The sequence below is a fragment of the Clostridium phoceensis genome (assembly GCF_001244495.1).
GTDB lineage: Bacteria > Bacillota > Clostridia > Oscillospirales > Oscillospiraceae > Lawsonibacter > Lawsonibacter asaccharolyticus.
Genome location: NZ_LN866274.1, coordinates 1,075,703 through 1,091,740, shown reverse-complemented (window position 1 = coordinate 1,091,740; position 16,038 = coordinate 1,075,703). Strand labels below are relative to the sequence as shown.

The following is a 16,038-nucleotide window of genomic DNA, read 5'->3' as shown; positions in this document are numbered from 1 at the left end:
AATTGGAGGTAATCAACATGAAAAAGCAAACCATAAAGAAATCCTTGAGCGGCCTGCTGGCCCTCGCCATGCTCCTGGCTCTGGCCGCCTGCGGCCAGCAGTCCCAGCAGACCCAGACGCCCAGCCAGAGCCAGCAGACCCAAGCGCCGGACAACAGCCAGGAGACGCAGGCCCCGGAACCCTCTCAGACAGAGGACGGGGATCCATCTGAGGAACCGGAGGGCGGGAAGACCCTGGTGGTCTACTACTCCGCCACCGGCAGCACCGAGGCGGTGGCCGGGTACATTGCGGACGCCCTGGGCGCCGACACCTTTGAAATCGTCTCGGCGGAGCCGTACACCTCGGAGGATCTGGACTGGACCAACGCGGACAGCCGGGTCAGCCGGGAGCACGATGACGAATCCCTCCGGGATGTGCCCCTGACCACCGCCGAGGTGGAAAACTGGGAGGACTATGACACCGTGTTCATCGGCTACCCCATTTGGTGGGGCATCGCCGCCTGGCCCACAGACAGCTTTGTCAGCGCCAACGACTTCACCGGCAAGACGGTGATTCCCTTCTGCACCTCGTCCTCCTCCGGCCTGGGCGAGAGCGGCGAGCTGCTGGCCGAACTGGCGGGTGCCGGCGAATGGCTGGAAGGCCAGCGGTTCCGTAGCAGCGTCACCCAGGCGGATGTGACGGACTGGGTCAACGGCCTGGGCCTGAACGGCTGATTGGCGACGAATTTTTCCCGGAAGGAGGGGGCGATGTATGAGAAAAGTGTTAGCGGCTTTGCTGTCGGCGGCCTTTCTGCTCTCCGGCTGCACGGCGCAGGCGGCGGCAAAACGTGATGATACCGCCGCTGCCGCGCGGCAGAGTGCGGAGAAAGCCGCAGTCCAGGGCGGATTTGTGGAAAACCAGACGCTGGACGGCGCGGACGGCACCATCCATTTCAGCTACTATCTGCCGGACGGCTACGACAGCGACAAAACATATCCCCTCATCGTGACCATGCCGGGCTATGATCGGATGTGGTTCGGCGAGGATTCCGCAGGCAGCAATCTCACTTGGAACGGTGTGCAGGCATGGACGAAGCTGGGGGAACCGGTGATCCTCGTCTCCGGCCAGCTCACCGACTGGGGCGCCAAATCCGCCCGGCAGGCCAACGAACTGGCTGAGTATATGATCGCGCATTTCTCCGTGGATCGAAGCCGCATCTACGCCGCCGGATACTCCGCGGGCGGCGAGACCATGTCTCAGGCGGTGGCCCTGCGCCCCGACCTCTACGCCGCCTATCTCCACGGCGGCTCCCAATGGGACGGCACATACGACCCCATTGCGGAGAACCGCATAGCGGTCTATATCTTCATGGCGGAAAATGACGAGTATTACGGCTCCCAGAAAGCGCGGGACGCCTACCAAAATCTCCATGCCGCCTATGAAAAAGCAGGACTGCGCGACAGCGAGATCGACCGGCTTTTGCAGCTCAACATTCCGGACAACGCCTGGTTCAACGCCAAGGGCATTTACAACTACCACGGCGGCGGCAGCGTGGTGTTCGACGATGAGACTGTTTTGGATTGGGTGCTTTCCCAGAAAAAATCAACAGGAAAGGATGAAACACATGAAAAAGATGAAACAATTTCTGACGGCGATCATGGCGGCGGCGCTGGTGATCGCGGCGATCCCGACAGCCCTGGCGGCAGGGGGTGTCTTTAGCGACGTACCCGATGGCGCATGGTACGCCGACGCGGTGGAGTATGTCTATGACAACGGCTTGATGAGCGGCACCGGCGCCACTACATTTTCTCCCGATACTGCTACCAGCCGGGCCATGCTGGCCACCATCCTTTACCGGGTTTCCGGAAGTCCGGCGGTATCCGGCCGGGACAGCTTTACCGACACGGATGACGGCGCGTGGTATGCTGACGCCGTCCTGTGGGCGACACAGAGCGGCGTGATGGCCGGCTACGGCGGCGGCCTGTTCGGAGCCAACGATCCCGTTACCCGTGAGCAGATCGCCACGATCCTCTGGCGGTATGCGGGAAGCCCCGCCGCAGAGGGTGGGCAGGATTTTGCCGACGAGAGCAGGATCGCCTCCTATGCCGTCGATGCGGTGGATTGGGTCAGGGCCAACAGCATTATGAACGGCATAGGGGGGAACCACTTTGATCCCCAGGGAAACGCCACCCGCGCACAGGTAGCCACTATCCTGCGCAACTACATGACCATGGATCAGGAGGAGCCTGCCCAGGGAAATCGTATCCTGGTGGCCTATTTCTCCGCCAGCGGCAACACCGAAGCGGTTGCGGAGACCATCGCAGACACACTGAACGCCGACCTCTTCGAACTTGTCCCCGCCGATCCCTATACCGACGCCGACTTGGACTGGACGGAATCCGGCAGCCGGGTCAACCGGGAACATGAAAACGAGGCCCTACGGGATGTGGAGCTGGCCTCCGCCACGATGGAAAACTGGGAGGACTACGACACCGTGTTCATCGGCTACCCTATCTGGTGGGGCATCGCCGCCTGGCCGGTCAATGACTTTATCCAGTCCAACGACTTCAGCGGCAAGACGGTCATCCCCTTCTGCACCTCCACCAGCTCCGGCCTGGGCCAGAGCGCCGAACTGCTGGAGGAGCTGGCCGGTACCGGCACTTGGCTGGAGGGCCAGCGGTTCCGCAGCGGCGTCAGCCAGGCGGATGTGACGGACTGGGTCAATGGTCTGGATATCTAACATCGATTGAAGGAAAGCGTGGACACGATGAAAGTTTTGCTGGTCAACGGCAGCCCTCATAAGGAGGGTTGCACCTATACCGCACTCACAGAAGTGGCAAAGGCGCTGGAGTGCGAGGGGATCGGCACCGACTTTTTCTGGATCGGCAGCAAGCCCCTCTCCGACTGCATTGCCTGCAAAACCTGCGCCACCAAGCACGCCTGCGTCTTTGACGACAAGGTGAACGAGTTTCTGGATATGGCGGCGGACTATGACGGCTTTATCTTTGGCACTCCTGTTCACTGGGGAGGAGCCACCGGAGCCATGACCTCCTTCCTGGACCGGGCATTTTACGCCGACTTCTGTGGCGGACGGAACAATTTCTATCTGAAGCCCGCCGCGGCCATCATGTCTGCCCGCCGCGCCGGCACCACCGCTACCTGGGATCAGATGAATAAATACTTCGGCCTGATGCAGATGCCAATCATCACCTCCCGGTACTGGAACATGGTCCACGGGGCCAGGCCGGAGGATGTGGGAAAGGACGAGGAGGGGATGCAGGTCATGCGGATCCTGGGAAAGAACATGGCCTGGTTCCTCAAGTGCAAAGAGGCGGGCGAAAAAGCCGGCGTCCCCCTGCCGGAGCAGGAACAGATCCATTTTACGAATTTTATTCGGGAGTAGAATCCCCTTTTTAAGATGTAGGCAGGAACTTTAAAAGCATTCTCCGCAATTCTTGCAAATGATAACTATTTTTAGAGAATGGGAGGCGAGTTTATGAGCGGCGGCATTGCAGGAAAGCGTGTTTTATTGATTGATAGCAATCAAGCATACACAGAGCATAGCTGTACTCTATTGTATAAAATCGGCATTAAGCCCCACATAGCCTCAACCATCCATAGTGCCATCAGCCAGATGATGATCAGCACCTTTGATGTGGTGGCGCTGGACACGGCTATGGAAGACGCTGCCTGCTTAATTGGGCCGTTGATTGACCTTCGACATGCCAAGAACACTCTGCTGCTCCTGTTCCCAGTAGAAGGCTCTGATATGCGGGCTTCTTTCCTAAGTCGTGGCTTTGATATGTGCCTGCCTGTCGCTGACCCAAGGGAGTGTGCCGCTGCTATTTACTCCTTGTTGCGCCGTCCGCCTGCCCACGAATATCCAACTGGAGCCACTCCGCCAGGTCGCATCATATACAAAGACTTAGCGATTGATCCGCTGCGGCAAAAGGTGATGATGAAGGATACCGCAGTGACCTTAACAACTATGGAGTTCAAGCTGCTCTACTTCCTGGCTAGCAACCCAACGATTGTGTTCTCAAAAGATCGGATCTACGAGCGGGTATGGCAGGAAAATAGTCTTTATGGCAGCAAGAGCGTCAATGATATGATTTGCTCTATCCGAAAGAAGCTGAAGCTATCTCCCAAAGATCCCACTTATATCAAGACGATTAAAGGCACCGGATACTGTTTTGCTCCATCGTATTAAAAACTGATTTCCCGTAAAAATTCTCTTTTTCACCCGCTTACCGAAAAAAGTAATTCCGAGATGTGCCGCTATTGTATGAATAGCGGCACATCTCATTCTCAACGGGCTATTTCAGAAATCAGAAAGGCGGGTATCACGATGGAATATACAAAGCTGCGAACGCAGGTCATCGAAGACCTCAAAAGCTACCCAACTCTAAAAAGGAAAATATCTCTCCTCCGCTATGAACAGGAACACCCCGCCAGGATCACAGACGGCGAGGTGATTGACAGCATGGCCTTTTCCCGTTCAATAGGTGACGGAATCAAACCGCCCGTCTGCATCTCCGATAAAACCATGTTGATCGCCGCACAGTTCCGGGATAAAACAGACCGCTTAAATCAAGGAACTGTCATGGAGATTGCAAAAGAACTCCATACAGTAGAGCGCCAGCTTGCCAGACTGGAATTTTATGTGTCCCAGTTGGACGAGAAGCAGGCTGAGGTCATCCGAAAATACTATTTTGAGGAGAAAACCTGGGGTGCGCTTCAGCAGGAAATGCATCTGGCGCCCCGCACGCTCATCAAGCGCCGGGACGATGGCCTGAACGCGCTTGTGTCTATTTATATGTACCTGAGACAGATTACAAAAAAGGGAGATAATCAATAGATAATTTGTGGAAGAAAAAGTCTTTAGCGACATAAGTTAACGAAAGCATCAGGTGTAGCCAAAAGCGCAACTGTACAGAACAAATTTTTCATGTTACACTCAGCTTGTATTTTAGGTCAGATTTTGTAGGTCAGATTTTTTACCCCCAAGGGGCGTACTGCGCCCTGCCGGGAGACCTGTCATACCCTAAAACCCGACACCCGACAACTGGATACGGACCAAACAGGCCTGGAAACAAGGGGCGAACGCTTTGTTTTCAGGCCTTGTCGTATCCAAAAAAACACACCGCCCGGTGCCTGCACAGCGGATCTGGAACTTGTCACTTCAGACCGTCAGGGCGTACGAAGGAGAAAAACAGATATGACCAGAAAGCGCAATCCGCTTAACCCTTTGATTTATGGGCCGATCCCGACAATCGGCCGCCTCTGTCAACGGCAGGACAGAGGTTCCCGTCCGCCAATATACCCGCCCTGCTGCCGTGGGTGGGCTCAAGGACGCTGGCAGAGCTTCTGCCCCTTGCCCAAGGGTGCGCGTCCGCCGCGGGAGAGTCGATCCCGCCCGCTTATCAGCAGGTTTGCGGCATCCATGCTCAACAGAGACAGTTTTCATACAGATACTTGTCGAAAGCCATAAAGCCCAGCCGCCCCAATGCTTTGAAGCCCTGAAATGCGGCTGGCCTCTGGTTGGACAGACGGAAAAGAGCCGGAAATCACCGACCGCGCCGATGGGCAAACTGCGTCCTTTTTCAGAAAGGATGTTGCTATCATGTCAAAGCATTTCGAGAATTTGCTATCCCAGTTAGAGCGATTGCGCCGCCACAACCGTCAAGGCAGCTTCCGCACCCGAGCGCGCTATTATGAGGCTATGAAGCGCTTTTGCCGCTTTGCAGCCGAGCAATACCGTTTGGAGCGGCTGGCAAATCTGGCACCGAAACACATTTATGCCTATGTTGACTTTTTGAAAGCCAGTGGAAAGTCCCCGTCCACCATCAAAACGGATTTAGCTGCCATCCGATTCTTCCACGACTTGATTCCAAATCCCCGCTATGAACTGCCGGGAAACCAGGAACTTTTCCTGACCCGCCGCACCTTCGGAGAGGTAGACCGCACCTGGAGCAATGTAGAGTTCAACAAAATGCTGGGCAAGGCACTGGCCGAGGATCGCTATGATTACATCCTGGCCCTCTATCTGGCCCGGTATGCGGGACTGCGCATCCATGAGTGCTTCCGCATCGACACCGCCACAACAGAGAAAGCCTTGCGGGAAAAGGCCATCACCGTCAAAGGTAAGGGCGGCAAAATGCGGACAGTCCCCATCAACGAGCAGATCGCCATTGCTTTGCGGGAACAACTGGAGCGCAAGGAGCGGGGCTGTAAGCTGTTGGTGCCAGGCAATATGCCCACCCACCAGGCGATCAATCATCTGCAAGGCTTCATCTTTACACATCGGGCGGAGATCCAAGATGAAGGCTCCACCCGCCCCATGACCTTCCACGGCCTGCGGCACACATATGCCGCCGAGACTTACAAAAAGCTGATAGAAAGCGGCATGAACGAGCTGGACGCCCACTTTGCCGTGTCCCGTCTGCTGGGCCATGAGCGGCCCGATGTGACCAACATCTATCTGGCCTCTCTGCCCAAGGGAGCGCGCCATGGGAAATAACGGAATGAATCATAAGCGTCCGGGCCAAACTATGTCCGGAGGCGAATGTATGGAGCAACAAGAGATCACACTGGGACAAGTCACCTATCAAATCAGCCGTGTCTATGCCGGGACCCGCCCCGCCTCAGAACTGGTGGCGGAGCGGCTGGCCGGACGGCTAACGGAAGATCCTCCCTTTGACGAAAGGCACGCTGACGCGGTATAATGCGTTCAGTGGGTCGGTTCGTCGTAAGGAGGCGAGGATGAGAACCGACAAATTAACGCTGGGGTTCGCCTATCTGCGGCTGTCCAACGAGGAGGCCCAGGGCGGGGAATCCTCCAGTATCACCAACCAGCGCATGATCGTGCAGAATTACTGCAAGCAGAACAACATCACCCTGGTGCGGGAGTTTGCGGATGACGGCTGGTCCGGCGGCAACTTCGACCGGCCGGCCTTTCAGGAGATGATGCGCCAGCTGGAGCAAGGTAAGGCCAATACCGTCATCACCAAAGACCTGTCACGGCTGGGCCGCGATATGCGGGAGGCCAGCTACTACGCCGAGCAGTTTTTCCCGGAGCATGGTATCCGCTATATCGCCATCGGGGACAACTTTGACACCGAGCGGGAGAACATCATGGCCCCCTTCCTCTTCGCCATGAACGAAGTCTATCTGCGGGACGGCTCCCGGAAGGTGAAGGATGTACTCCGCAGCAAGCGGGAGAGCGGCCAGTACTGCGCCTGCCCGCCCTACGGCTACCGCAAGGACAGCCAGGACAAGCACCGCCTGGCCCCCGACGAGCAGACCGCCCCGGTGGTGCGGCGCGTCTTTGAGCAGGCGGCCAAGGGGGATTCCTCCCGGAAGATCGCTCTGGACCTGAATGCCGACGGCGTCATCCCGCCGCTGAAGTACCGGGTACTCTACCGGGACGAGTTCAGCCCGGAGGGGGCGGCCCGGGCCAGCGATGTGTGGAACTACACCACGGTGAAACGCATCCTGAAAAATCCGGTCTATCTGGGCCACACTCTGCTGGGCAAAAGCCGCAAGGCCAGCGTGAAGTCCAAGAAAAAAGTCCCGGTCCCCCGGGACGACTGGGCTGTGACGGAGGGTACCCACCCGCCCCTGGTGACAAAGCAGCTCTATGAGCGGGCCCAGGCCAACCTGGGCCGGGGCAGCCGGGACTACCGGGCCTATGACCAGGTGCGCAGGAGCATCTTTTCCGGCGTCACCGTCTGCGCCAAGTGCGGCTATTCCCTTTGCTCCTGTGGGACGGTCTACAAGGGGGAGCGGGAGAAGTACTGGTATCTCTCCTGCACCCACCAGCGGCAGGACATTGCCGAGCCCTGCACCGGCGTCCGGGTGCGGTATGCCGATCTGCTGGAAGTTGTGCGGCGGGATCTGAACAGTTTGCTGTCCATGACGGACGACCGGATGGAGCGGATGGTGCGGAACGCCCTCAAGCGTTTTGGCAGTGAGGAAGTCCTCAAGGCAAAGAAGCTCCGGCGGGAGCAGGCGGAGGCCCGGCTGCTGACCATCGACAAAATGGTGGGCAAGCTCTACCTGGACAACGCCGAGGGACATCTGGACGATGACCGGCTCCGGCGGATGGTAGCCGACTTGGAGAAGGAGTCCGCCGGACTGAAGGCGATATTAGCCGAACTGAGCGCGGTCACCCCCGCCCACGAGGTGGAGGAGAACTACCGCCGCTTTTTTGCCTTGGCCAGGGAGTACACGCAAATCGAGGAACTGGACCGGGACATTCTGCTGACCTTTGTGGAGCGTATTGAGGTCGGCCCCAAGGAGTACCCGGACGGCACCGTGAAGGCCACCCACCGCAGCCAGCCCTACCGCCAGAGCATCCGCATCTTCTACCGTTTCATCGGGGAGATGCAGGATAACGCAACGCGGGAGCTGCCCGTTGATGTCTCCATCTCAAAACAGAGCGAAAATCGGGAGAACAAGCCAAATTTGGCATGATGTTTTTGTCGAACTGTGACAAGGAATTTGGCCCCAAACCCCTTTGAGATGGAGAGGGAACATCAAGGGAGGTGGGTGTCAACCTGAAGCAGGGCTACAACGGCGACCTGACCAGCAAGCAGGCCGGTTCCGTGGGCGGCCAGATGGTCAAGAAGATGATCGAAGCCTACGAGAACGGCATGAAGTAATTGCCGCCTCTCTGATCGGATGCGGAAGGCGTCCCCCCGCTGTCCCCTATGGGCTGCGGGGGGACGCTTGCTTTTTCCCCGAAAGATCAAAAAAAATTAAAAACCTCTTTACAACATTACATTAGCGTGCTAAAATGTGAAAGTGTCAAATGCTCCGTTTTTGACCAATCTGCATTTTGGAGGATCTCTCGGTATGAAAAAGATGTTGTCTCTTGTAATGGCGATCACTATGTGCCTGTCTCTGGCCGCCTGCTCTGGCGGGACCACTTCTCAGGGGGAGAGCAGCCAGTCTCCCGCTGCCAGCACCCCCGCCGCCAGCTCCAGCCAGGGGGCATCCAGCACTCCCGCGGACGCGGAAAGCGACCTGGCCTATGTCCAGGACCAGGGCACCCTGTATGTGGGTATCACCAATTTCGCCCCGATGGACTATAAGGAAGCGGGGAGTGACGAGTGGATCGGCTTTGATGCCGACATGGCCAAGGCCTTTGCCGAGAGCCTGGGCGTGAACGTGGAGTTCCAGGAGATCACCTGGGACTACAAGGTCCAGGAGCTGGACTCCAAGACCATTGACTGTGTATGGAACGGCATGACCATCAACGACGAGGTCACCGCCGCCATGGGCGTCTCCGAGCCCTACTGCACCAACTATCAGACCCTGGTCTACCCCGCCGACAGGGCGGCGGACTTTGAGGGGCTGACCTCTCTGGAGGGGCTGAGCATCGCCGTAGAGTCCGGCTCCGCCGGTGAGGACGCCGCCGAGGAGCTGGGGGCCACCACCGTGCCCGTGCAGTCCCAGGCCAACACCCTGATGGAGGTCGCCTCCGGCACCTCCGATGCCGCTGTTATCGACGTGCTCATGGCCGCCGAGATGACCGGCGAGGGCACCAGCTACGGCGATCTGGTGTACGACCTTAACCTTAACGACATGAGAGCAGAGGCATCTGAGTTCTACGGCGTGGGCTTCCGCAAGGGCTCTGACCTGGTGGATGCTTTCAACGAGTTCTGGAAGCAGGCCGTGGCTGACGGCACCGTGGAGCAGATTGCTGCCACCTATGGCCTGCAGGATGCCGTCATCCTGGAGTAAACGATCTCCGCAGCTGAATCCCTTGAAAGCAGAGAGCGGGTCCGCTCTCTGCTTTTGAGCGGTTGCGCCCCACTATCACAGACAGAGAGGACGACCCCTATGCTCGACTTTTTTCAATCACCAGTGACCCAGACGGTACTGATAGCCTTGAACCAAGGGTTTCTTGTGACCCTGGAGCTGTTTTTCGTGACCCTGATCGGGGCGCTCCCTCTGGGGCTGGTCATCGCCTTCGGCTCCATGAACCGCTGGACGCCCCTGTCCCGGCCCACCCGGTGGGTCCTGCTCCGCCGGGGGCAGGAGCCCGGCCGGGTGGCCCGGGCGCTCATTTCCTTCCGCCCCATCAGCTTGGTCACCCGTCTGCTGGTCTGGATCGTCCGGGGCACGCCCCTGATCCTGCAGATCATCGCCCTGTTTTATGTGCCCGGTCTGATACTGGAGGATGGCAGTCCATGGCCCCGGGGCGAGGTGGGACGGATGGCGGCGGTATGCGTGGCCTTCATCATCAACTACGCCTTCTATTTTTCCGAGATCTACCGGGGCGGCATCCAGGGGGTGCCGGCGGGGCAGAACGAGGCCGGCCTGGTGCTGGGCATGACCAAGCGGCAGATTTTTTTCAAGGTCACCCTGCTCCAGATGGTCAAGCGCATCGTGCCCCCCATGTCCAACGAGATCATCACCCTGGTCAAGGACACCTCCCTGGCCCGTGCCATTGCGCTGCAGGAGGTCATCTGGGCGGCTGAGTCCTTCATGAAGGGCAATCAGGGGATCTCCGGCCTGTGGTGGCCGCTGATGTTCACGGCGGTCTACTACCTGGCCTTCAGCGCCATCGTGACCATGGTGCTGGGCCGGCTGGAAAAGAAGCTGGACTACTTCCGGGTATAAGGGGGAGCGAACATGCCGATCTTAGAAGTACATCATATTGAAAAGCACTTTGGCGCGACCCGGGTGCTGGAGGACATCAGCTTTGACCTGGAGCAGGGCCAGGCTCTGGCCATCATCGGCTCCTCCGGCAGCGGCAAGACCACCCTGCTGCGGTGCCTGAACTTTCTGGAGACCCCCGACCAGGGGCAGATCGTCGTCCAGGGGAACACTCTGTTCGACGCCGACGATCCCGCCACCCAGCGGGAGAGCGAGGTGCGGAAAAAGCGGCTCCATTTCGGCCTGGTGTTCCAGTCCTTCAACCTGTTCCCCCAGTACACCGCCCTGCGGAACGTCACCCTGGCCAAGGAGCTCCTCAGCCAGGAACGGCCTGACTTCAAAGCCAACCGGAAGCAGATCCTGGAGGAGATCCAGGCCGAGGGCCGGGAGCTGCTGGCCAAGATGGGTCTGAGTGACCGCGCGGACCACTACCCCAGTCAGCTCTCCGGCGGCCAGCAGCAGCGGGTGGCGATCGCCCGGGCCCTGGCCCTCCACCCGGACATTCTTTGCTTTGATGAGCCCACCTCCGCCCTGGACCCGGAGCTCACCGGTGAGGTGCTCAAGGTCATCCGCTCCCTGGCGGAGCAGAAGACCACCATGATCATCGTCACCCACGAGATGGCCTTCGCCCGGGATGTGGCCGATCAGGTCATCTTCATGGACGGCGGCGTCATTGTGGAGCAGGGCCCAGCCCATCAGGTCATCGAGCACCCCTCTCAGGAGCGCACCCGGCAGTTCCTCTCCCGGTATGCGGAGAGTTGAGCACACCACAATTTTAAACCTCACCAGTGGGAGCTTCTTGTATAAGGAAGCTCCCACTTAGCTTGTGGAAAAAACCTCCTGCTCGGAGTTCCAGCGCCCGCAGGCAGCCGAGCAAGGTTTGATTGCGTCATTTCTCAGGGCATCTGCCTTAGAAATGATGCTTTTCATGAAATCTTTACCCACAATTCTGCAAGGAATTGTGGGTAAACTTTTCTAAACTCCTGCTCGAAAAAGCGGCAGAGCTACTTTTTCAACAGTCTCACCGTCTTGTCTCCACATTCTTTTCCCCTCCCCTGCATAGAATGGAGCGGAGGTGAAATGACCTTGGATCTGAGAAACAACACCATTACGGTGGGGGAGCTGCTGGATAACCGGGCCTCCCGGTCTGTGTTCCAGCGCCGGTTTGGGAAATTTATGAACCACCCGCTGGTGGGGGCCTCCCGGTCCCTGACCCTGGCTCAGCTGGCGGAGATGGCCGCCGTCTGGCTGCCCCAGAGGACCATCCAGGAGACCATTCAGGAGCTGCGTCAGCTGTAACATGACATAACGCACAGGGGGCGTGCCCAGCAGGCACGCCCCCTGTGCGTCTGGCCCCTATCGGGAGGACACCTCCTCCAGCCCGGAGCCCGCCGCTTCCGGCCCTGAGGCGCCGCATCCGGCCAGCAGCGGCAGCAGGACCAGCGCCGCCGTCCCTCCAGCTCTTCTTTTTCTCATCCTCCGTCCCCCTCTCCCTATCCATATGAAACAGCCGGGAGGTCCTTCCACCTCCCGGCTGCCGCCGCGCTCAGCCCTCCTGGGCCGGCTGGTCCTCCTCCGGAAGCGCCAGCTCAGGGGCCGCCGGGTCAGTGAACACTTTTTGAAAGATCTCGCCGCTCATGGTCTCATGGACCAGCAGATAGCGTGCGGTGAGCTCCAGCTCCTGCCGCCGCCGGGTCAGGATCTCTTCACACCGGGCATAGGCCCGGTCCACGATCGCCTTGACCTCCTCGTCGATCTGGCCTGCCACCTCCTCGGAGTAGGTCCGGGCCTGGGCCATGGTGCGGCCGATGAACACTTCATCGTTCTCGTTGCCGTAGGCGATGGTCCCCAGCCGCTCGCTCATGCCGTACTTGGTGACCATAGCCCGGGCAGTCTGAGACGCCTTCTGGATGTCGCTGGAGGCACCGGTGGAGATGTCGTTGAGCACCAGCTGCTCCGCCACCCGGCCGCCCAGGCAGACAGCAATGCGCTCCTCCAGCTCCCGCTTGGACAGATAGGCCCGGTCCTCCCTGGGCAGAGAGATGGTCATGCCTCCCGCCTGTCCCCGGGGCACGATGGTAATCTGGTGCACGGGGTCCTGGCTGTCCAGCTCGTGGATCACCACGGCGTGGCCCGCCTCGTGGTAGGCGGTAAGCCGCCTGGCATGGGGCGTCACCACCCGGCTGCGCTTCTCCGGGCCGGCAATTACTTTCATCATGGCCTCGTGGAGGTCCTGGCGGGTAATGAAACGCCGGTCCTCCCGGGCAGAGAGCAGAGCCGCCTCATTGAGCAGGTTCTCCAGATCCGCACCGGTGAAGCCGGAGGTGGCCTTCGCCACATCGGAGAGGGATACGTCCTCCGCCAGGGGCTTCTTCCGGGCGTGGACCTTCAGGATCTCCTCCCGGCCCTTGATGTCGGGCAGTCCCACATAGATCTGGCGGTCGAACCGGCCAGGCCGCAGCAGGGCGGGGTCCAGGATGTCCGGCCGGTTGGTGGCCGCCATGACGATGACCCCCTCATTGGAGCCAAAGCCGTCCATCTCCACCAGCAGCTGGTTCAGGGTCTGTTCCCGCTCGTCGTGGCCGCCGCCCAGGCCGGCGCCCCGCTGCCGGCCCACCGCGTCGATCTCGTCGATGAACACGATGGCGGGGGCGTCCTTCTTGGCCTGGTCGAACAGGTCCCGCACCCGGCTGGCACCCACACCCACATACAGCTCCACGAAGTCAGAGCCCGAGATGGACAGGAAGTGGACCCCCGCCTCGCCGGCCACCGCCTTGGCGATGAGGGTCTTGCCCGTGCCCGGAGGCCCCACCAGCAACACGCCCTTGGGGATGCGGGCGCCCAGGGCGGTGAACTTCTGGGGGTCCCGGAGGAACTCCACGATCTCTTCCAGCTCCTCCTTCTCCTCATCCGCACCGGCCACATCGTTGAAGGTGACCTTCTTCCCCTGGTCTGCCAGGGTGCGGGTGCGGGCATGGCCGAAGCGGGACGGCCCCCCTCCTCCGCCGCCCCCAGTGTTCTGCCGCAGATACATGGTGTACATCAGGATGCCGAAGCCCAGCAGGATCACCAGGTAGGGCACATAGGCGAACCACCAAGGCTCCGCCCAGCCGGCGGGGTAGTCATAGTCCTGGATGATCCCAGCCTGGCGCTGGCTGTCGATAAGCTCGTGCAGGTCGTTATAGAACACATTGAAGTCGGCCAGGTGGTACTTCAGGGTGGAGGTGTCCTCTCCCTCCCCCCGCAGAGTCAGAGTGAGCACATTGTCCTCCACGGAGAAGTACTTCACCTTCTCCTGCTCAAAGAGCAGGCGGATCTCATTATAAGTGGGGTCATCCGGCTCGTTCATCTGCTGCACCGCATTGAAGGTGAACACCATCACCAGGATGGCCAGCAGATAGAAGATCAGGTCCCGCGCGCTGAACCGTTTCAGGAAAACCACGTCCTTTCCGGCGGATCACAAATTTCAGGAGGCCGCCGCCCTCCAAGTCTCTCCGGCTCAGCCGCCGTAGACCTCCGGCTTCAGGATGCCGATGTAGGGCAGGTTCCGGTAATGCTCTGCGTAATCCAGCCCATAGCCCACCACAAAGGCGTCTGGAATGGTGAAGCCGGAGTAGTGGACCTCCACTGGCTTGACCCGGCGCTCCGGCTTGTCCAGCAGGGTACACAGCCGGATGGAGGCCGGGCTGCGCTGCTCCAGCACCTTCAGCAGATAGCTCAGGGTGTTTCCGCTGTCCAGGATATCCTCCACCACGATGATGTTCTTCCCCGTGATGTCGCTGGACAGGTCCTTGGTGATCTGCACCTGGCCGCTGGAGGAGGTCCCGCCGCCATAGGAGGACACCGCCATGAAGTCCACCGTACAGGGCAGATCGATGCGCCGGCACAGGTCCGCCATGAACACAAAGGAACCTCGGAGCACGCTGACCAGCATGATCTCCTGTCCGACGTAGTCCCGGTTGATCTCACCGGCGATCTCCTTCACCCGCTGGGCCAGCTGTTCCTCTGAAAACAGTATTTCCTGGATATCCTTTTCCAACATGAAATATTCTCCTTTTCTTTTCGCCGTAATATGCCAGCAGGGCTCCCCCAGGCGGGGCAGAAAGGCCGCGTCCGGCCCCAGCTCCGCCACCGCAGCCACCCTGCCGCCGCTGTCCAGCACAGGGACGGTATCCCGCAGGTGCCTGGGCAGCTTCTGGTCGATCATGATTTTTTTCACGGTTCGGCCCGGACGGCCCGGACGCTCCAGCCGGTCCCCGGTCCTCCGGGGACGGACGGTGAGCCCCTCTGCCCCAGCCAGCCAGAATTCCCGGCCCGACTGGGGCTCCCCTTGGTACACCGCTGCCGCGCAGGTCAGGGTCCACTCCCCCGTCCGCAGCTGCCCGGGCATGGGGAGGGATGCCTCCTCCAGTGCCGGGGGCGCAGTCTCCCGGGTGAGCACCAGCATCTCATACTCCCGTCGGGCGGTGATGCCCTCCGGCAGATCCAGCCGGGCAGAGGGGTCCCTCCCCCGGCACAGGGCCACCACCCCCCCCAGATGGGGGGCGGCCAGATCGGTATCTCCGTCCCGCAGGCGGGCCAGCAGCAGCCGGGCCGCCCGGGGCGCCAAGGCGTCAGGCAGATCCCCCACCGCTGCCGCGGGCAGGCGGAGGGTCCCCGCGCGGGGGAGGAGGTCCGCCACCGCCTTTTCCGCCAGGCCGGTGAGGTAGTCCTCGTCTGTCCNGGGCTCCGCCGTCCGGCGGGCGAAGCCGGGGCACATGTCCTCCAGCTCCGGCACCACCTGCCAGCGCAGGCGGTTGCGGGAAAAGGACTCGTCCCTGTTGGAGCTGTCCTCCACATGGGGCAGTCCGTAGAGGCGCAGATATTCCTCCACCTGGGCCCGTGTGGTGGTGAGCATGGGGCGGATCAGCCCCTCCCCCACCGGGCGGATGCCGGTCAGCCCCCGCAGGCCGCTGCCCCGGAGCAGGTGGAGCAGGATGGTCTCTCCATTGTCATCCGCGGTGTGGGCGGTGGCGATCAGGGCTCCGCCCAGCTCTGCCGCGGTCTCCCGGAGGAAGGCGTAACGCATCTCCCGGGCGGTCTCCTCCAGGCCTCGTCCCAGCTCTCCGGCCCGGGCAGCCACGTCGCCCCGGCCCACATAGAGGGGGACACCGGGCAGCTCATGTCCGTCCACCTGGGCGGGGCCGCACCACTGGGCGACGAAGCGGCGGACGAATGCTTCGTCCCGCCGGGATTCCTCCCCCCGCAGCTGATGGTTGTAGTGGGCGGCAGCCAGACGGAACCCCATCCGCTCCCGGAGCAGGTACAGCCGGTGCAGGAGATACACCGAGTCCGCCCCCCCAGAGCAGGCGCACAGCACCGTGCTCCCCGGCGGGATCATTCCGTAGGTCTCGA

Annotated in this window: 15 protein-coding genes and 2 pseudogenes; 14 read left to right on the top strand and 3 right to left on the bottom strand. The window is 60.4% G+C overall.

Annotated elements, in window-relative coordinates:
- Window positions 1-17: 17 nt before the first annotated feature.
- From BN1969_RS06070 to BN1969_RS06010, 14 genes and pseudogenes are all read left to right on the top strand, one after another.
- The gene (locus BN1969_RS06070) at window positions 18-713 is read left to right on the top strand and encodes a flavodoxin (protein ID WP_082203519.1); all 696 of its coding nucleotides are present in this window, start codon (window positions 18-20) and stop codon (window positions 711-713) included.
- Window positions 714-750: 37 nt separating this feature from the next.
- Entirely contained in the window at window positions 751-1,698 is a 948-nt protein-coding gene (locus tag BN1969_RS06065; RefSeq protein WP_077138709.1) for a carboxylesterase family protein, read from the top strand.
- Entirely contained in the window at window positions 1,604-2,719 is a 1,116-nt protein-coding gene (locus BN1969_RS06060) for a flavodoxin (RefSeq protein WP_187120332.1), read from the top strand. The genes BN1969_RS06065 and BN1969_RS06060 overlap by 95 nt, the downstream gene beginning before the upstream one ends.
- 27 nt (window positions 2,720-2,746) lie before the next feature.
- Window positions 2,747-3,382: a flavodoxin family protein gene (locus BN1969_RS06055; protein ID WP_050623480.1), complete on the top strand. Its 636-nt coding sequence runs from the start codon at window positions 2,747-2,749 to the stop codon at window positions 3,380-3,382.
- Window positions 3,383-3,475: 93 nt separating this feature from the next.
- On the top strand, window positions 3,476-4,189 hold the full coding sequence (locus tag BN1969_RS06050; RefSeq protein ID WP_050623479.1) for a winged helix-turn-helix transcriptional regulator: 714 nt from the start codon (window positions 3,476-3,478) through the stop codon (window positions 4,187-4,189).
- Window positions 4,190-4,327: 138 nt separating this feature from the next.
- Window positions 4,328-4,837 (top strand): hypothetical protein, encoded by a 510-nt coding sequence (locus BN1969_RS06045; protein WP_050623478.1) that lies wholly within the window; start codon window positions 4,328-4,330, stop codon window positions 4,835-4,837.
- Window positions 4,838-5,602: 765 nt separating this feature from the next.
- Complete coding sequence (locus BN1969_RS06040) at window positions 5,603-6,499, top strand: tyrosine-type recombinase/integrase (protein WP_187120331.1); 897 nt, start codon at window positions 5,603-5,605, stop codon at window positions 6,497-6,499.
- Window positions 6,500-6,548: 49 nt separating this feature from the next.
- Window positions 6,549-6,704 carry a hypothetical protein gene (locus tag BN1969_RS17835; protein ID WP_154669723.1) on the top strand — a complete coding sequence of 52 codons (156 nt, stop codon included), beginning with the start codon at window positions 6,549-6,551 and terminating at the stop codon, window positions 6,702-6,704.
- Window positions 6,705-6,741: 37 nt separating this feature from the next.
- Window positions 6,742-8,454, top strand: a complete 1,713-nt coding sequence (locus BN1969_RS18855; protein ID WP_050623476.1) for a recombinase family protein — start codon at window positions 6,742-6,744, stop codon at window positions 8,452-8,454.
- A gap of 59 nt (window positions 8,455-8,513) precedes the next feature.
- Window positions 8,514-8,642 (top strand): annotated as a pseudogene (locus BN1969_RS06030) (alpha/beta-type small acid-soluble spore protein); the annotation flags it as partial.
- 193 nt (window positions 8,643-8,835) lie between these two features.
- Entirely contained in the window at window positions 8,836-9,726 is an 891-nt protein-coding gene (locus tag BN1969_RS06025) for a transporter substrate-binding domain-containing protein (RefSeq protein ID WP_050623475.1), read from the top strand.
- Window positions 9,727-9,825: 99 nt separating this feature from the next.
- Entirely contained in the window at window positions 9,826-10,608 is a 783-nt protein-coding gene (locus tag BN1969_RS06020) for an amino acid ABC transporter permease (RefSeq protein WP_050623474.1), read from the top strand.
- Window positions 10,609-10,620: 12 nt separating this feature from the next.
- A complete protein-coding gene (locus BN1969_RS06015) occupies window positions 10,621-11,406 on the top strand; it encodes an amino acid ABC transporter ATP-binding protein (RefSeq protein ID WP_050623473.1) in 786 nt (261 codons plus the stop codon).
- Window positions 11,407-11,724: 318 nt separating this feature from the next.
- Entirely contained in the window at window positions 11,725-11,943 is a 219-nt protein-coding gene (locus tag BN1969_RS06010; protein WP_242850285.1) for a hypothetical protein, read from the top strand.
- A 247-nt stretch (window positions 11,944-12,190) separates the two neighbouring features.
- Here BN1969_RS06010 and ftsH read toward each other — a convergent pair whose 3' ends face one another.
- The 3 genes and pseudogenes from ftsH to tilS form a co-directional block, all read right to left on the bottom strand.
- Window positions 12,191-14,086, bottom strand: a complete 1,896-nt coding sequence (gene ftsH / locus BN1969_RS06005) for an ATP-dependent zinc metalloprotease FtsH (protein WP_272867222.1) — start codon at window positions 14,084-14,086, stop codon at window positions 12,191-12,193.
- A gap of 57 nt (window positions 14,087-14,143) precedes the next feature.
- The gene (gene hpt / locus BN1969_RS18495) at window positions 14,144-14,686 is read right to left on the bottom strand and encodes a hypoxanthine phosphoribosyltransferase (RefSeq protein ID WP_050625406.1); all 543 of its coding nucleotides are present in this window, start codon (window positions 14,684-14,686) and stop codon (window positions 14,144-14,146) included.
- Window positions 14,687-14,725: 39 nt separating this feature from the next.
- Window positions 14,726-16,024, bottom strand: a pseudogene (gene tilS, locus BN1969_RS18850) (tRNA lysidine(34) synthetase TilS); the annotation flags it as partial.
- Between the last annotated feature and the right edge of the window lie 14 nt (window positions 16,025-16,038).

Bases quoted from the DNA above. Each gene is read 5' to 3' on its own strand.
- BN1969_RS06045 (WP_050623478.1), top strand. From the start codon at position 4,328: ATGGAATATACAAAGCTGCGAACGCAGGTCATCGAAGACCTCAAAAGC.
- BN1969_RS06020 (WP_050623474.1), top strand. From the start codon at position 9,826: ATGCTCGACTTTTTTCAATCACCAGTGACCCAGACGGTACTGATAGCC.
- BN1969_RS06070 (WP_082203519.1), top strand. From the start codon at position 18: ATGAAAAAGCAAACCATAAAGAAATCCTTGAGCGGCCTGCTGGCCCTC.
- BN1969_RS06065 (WP_077138709.1), top strand. From the start codon at position 751: ATGAGAAAAGTGTTAGCGGCTTTGCTGTCGGCGGCCTTTCTGCTCTCC.
- BN1969_RS06015 (WP_050623473.1), top strand. From the start codon at position 10,621: ATGCCGATCTTAGAAGTACATCATATTGAAAAGCACTTTGGCGCGACC.
- BN1969_RS06040 (WP_187120331.1), top strand. From the start codon at position 5,603: ATGTCAAAGCATTTCGAGAATTTGCTATCCCAGTTAGAGCGATTGCGC.
- BN1969_RS06010 (WP_242850285.1), top strand. From the start codon at position 11,725: ATGACCTTGGATCTGAGAAACAACACCATTACGGTGGGGGAGCTGCTG.
- BN1969_RS18855 (WP_050623476.1), top strand. From the start codon at position 6,742: ATGAGAACCGACAAATTAACGCTGGGGTTCGCCTATCTGCGGCTGTCC.
- BN1969_RS17835 (WP_154669723.1), top strand. From the start codon at position 6,549: ATGGAGCAACAAGAGATCACACTGGGACAAGTCACCTATCAAATCAGC.
- BN1969_RS06025 (WP_050623475.1), top strand. From the start codon at position 8,836: ATGAAAAAGATGTTGTCTCTTGTAATGGCGATCACTATGTGCCTGTCT.
- BN1969_RS06060 (WP_187120332.1), top strand. From the start codon at position 1,604: ATGAAAAAGATGAAACAATTTCTGACGGCGATCATGGCGGCGGCGCTG.
- BN1969_RS06055 (WP_050623480.1), top strand. From the start codon at position 2,747: ATGAAAGTTTTGCTGGTCAACGGCAGCCCTCATAAGGAGGGTTGCACC.
- BN1969_RS06050 (WP_050623479.1), top strand. From the start codon at position 3,476: ATGAGCGGCGGCATTGCAGGAAAGCGTGTTTTATTGATTGATAGCAAT.
- hpt (WP_050625406.1), bottom strand. From the start codon at position 14,686: ATGTTGGAAAAGGATATCCAGGAAATACTGTTTTCAGAGGAACAGCTG.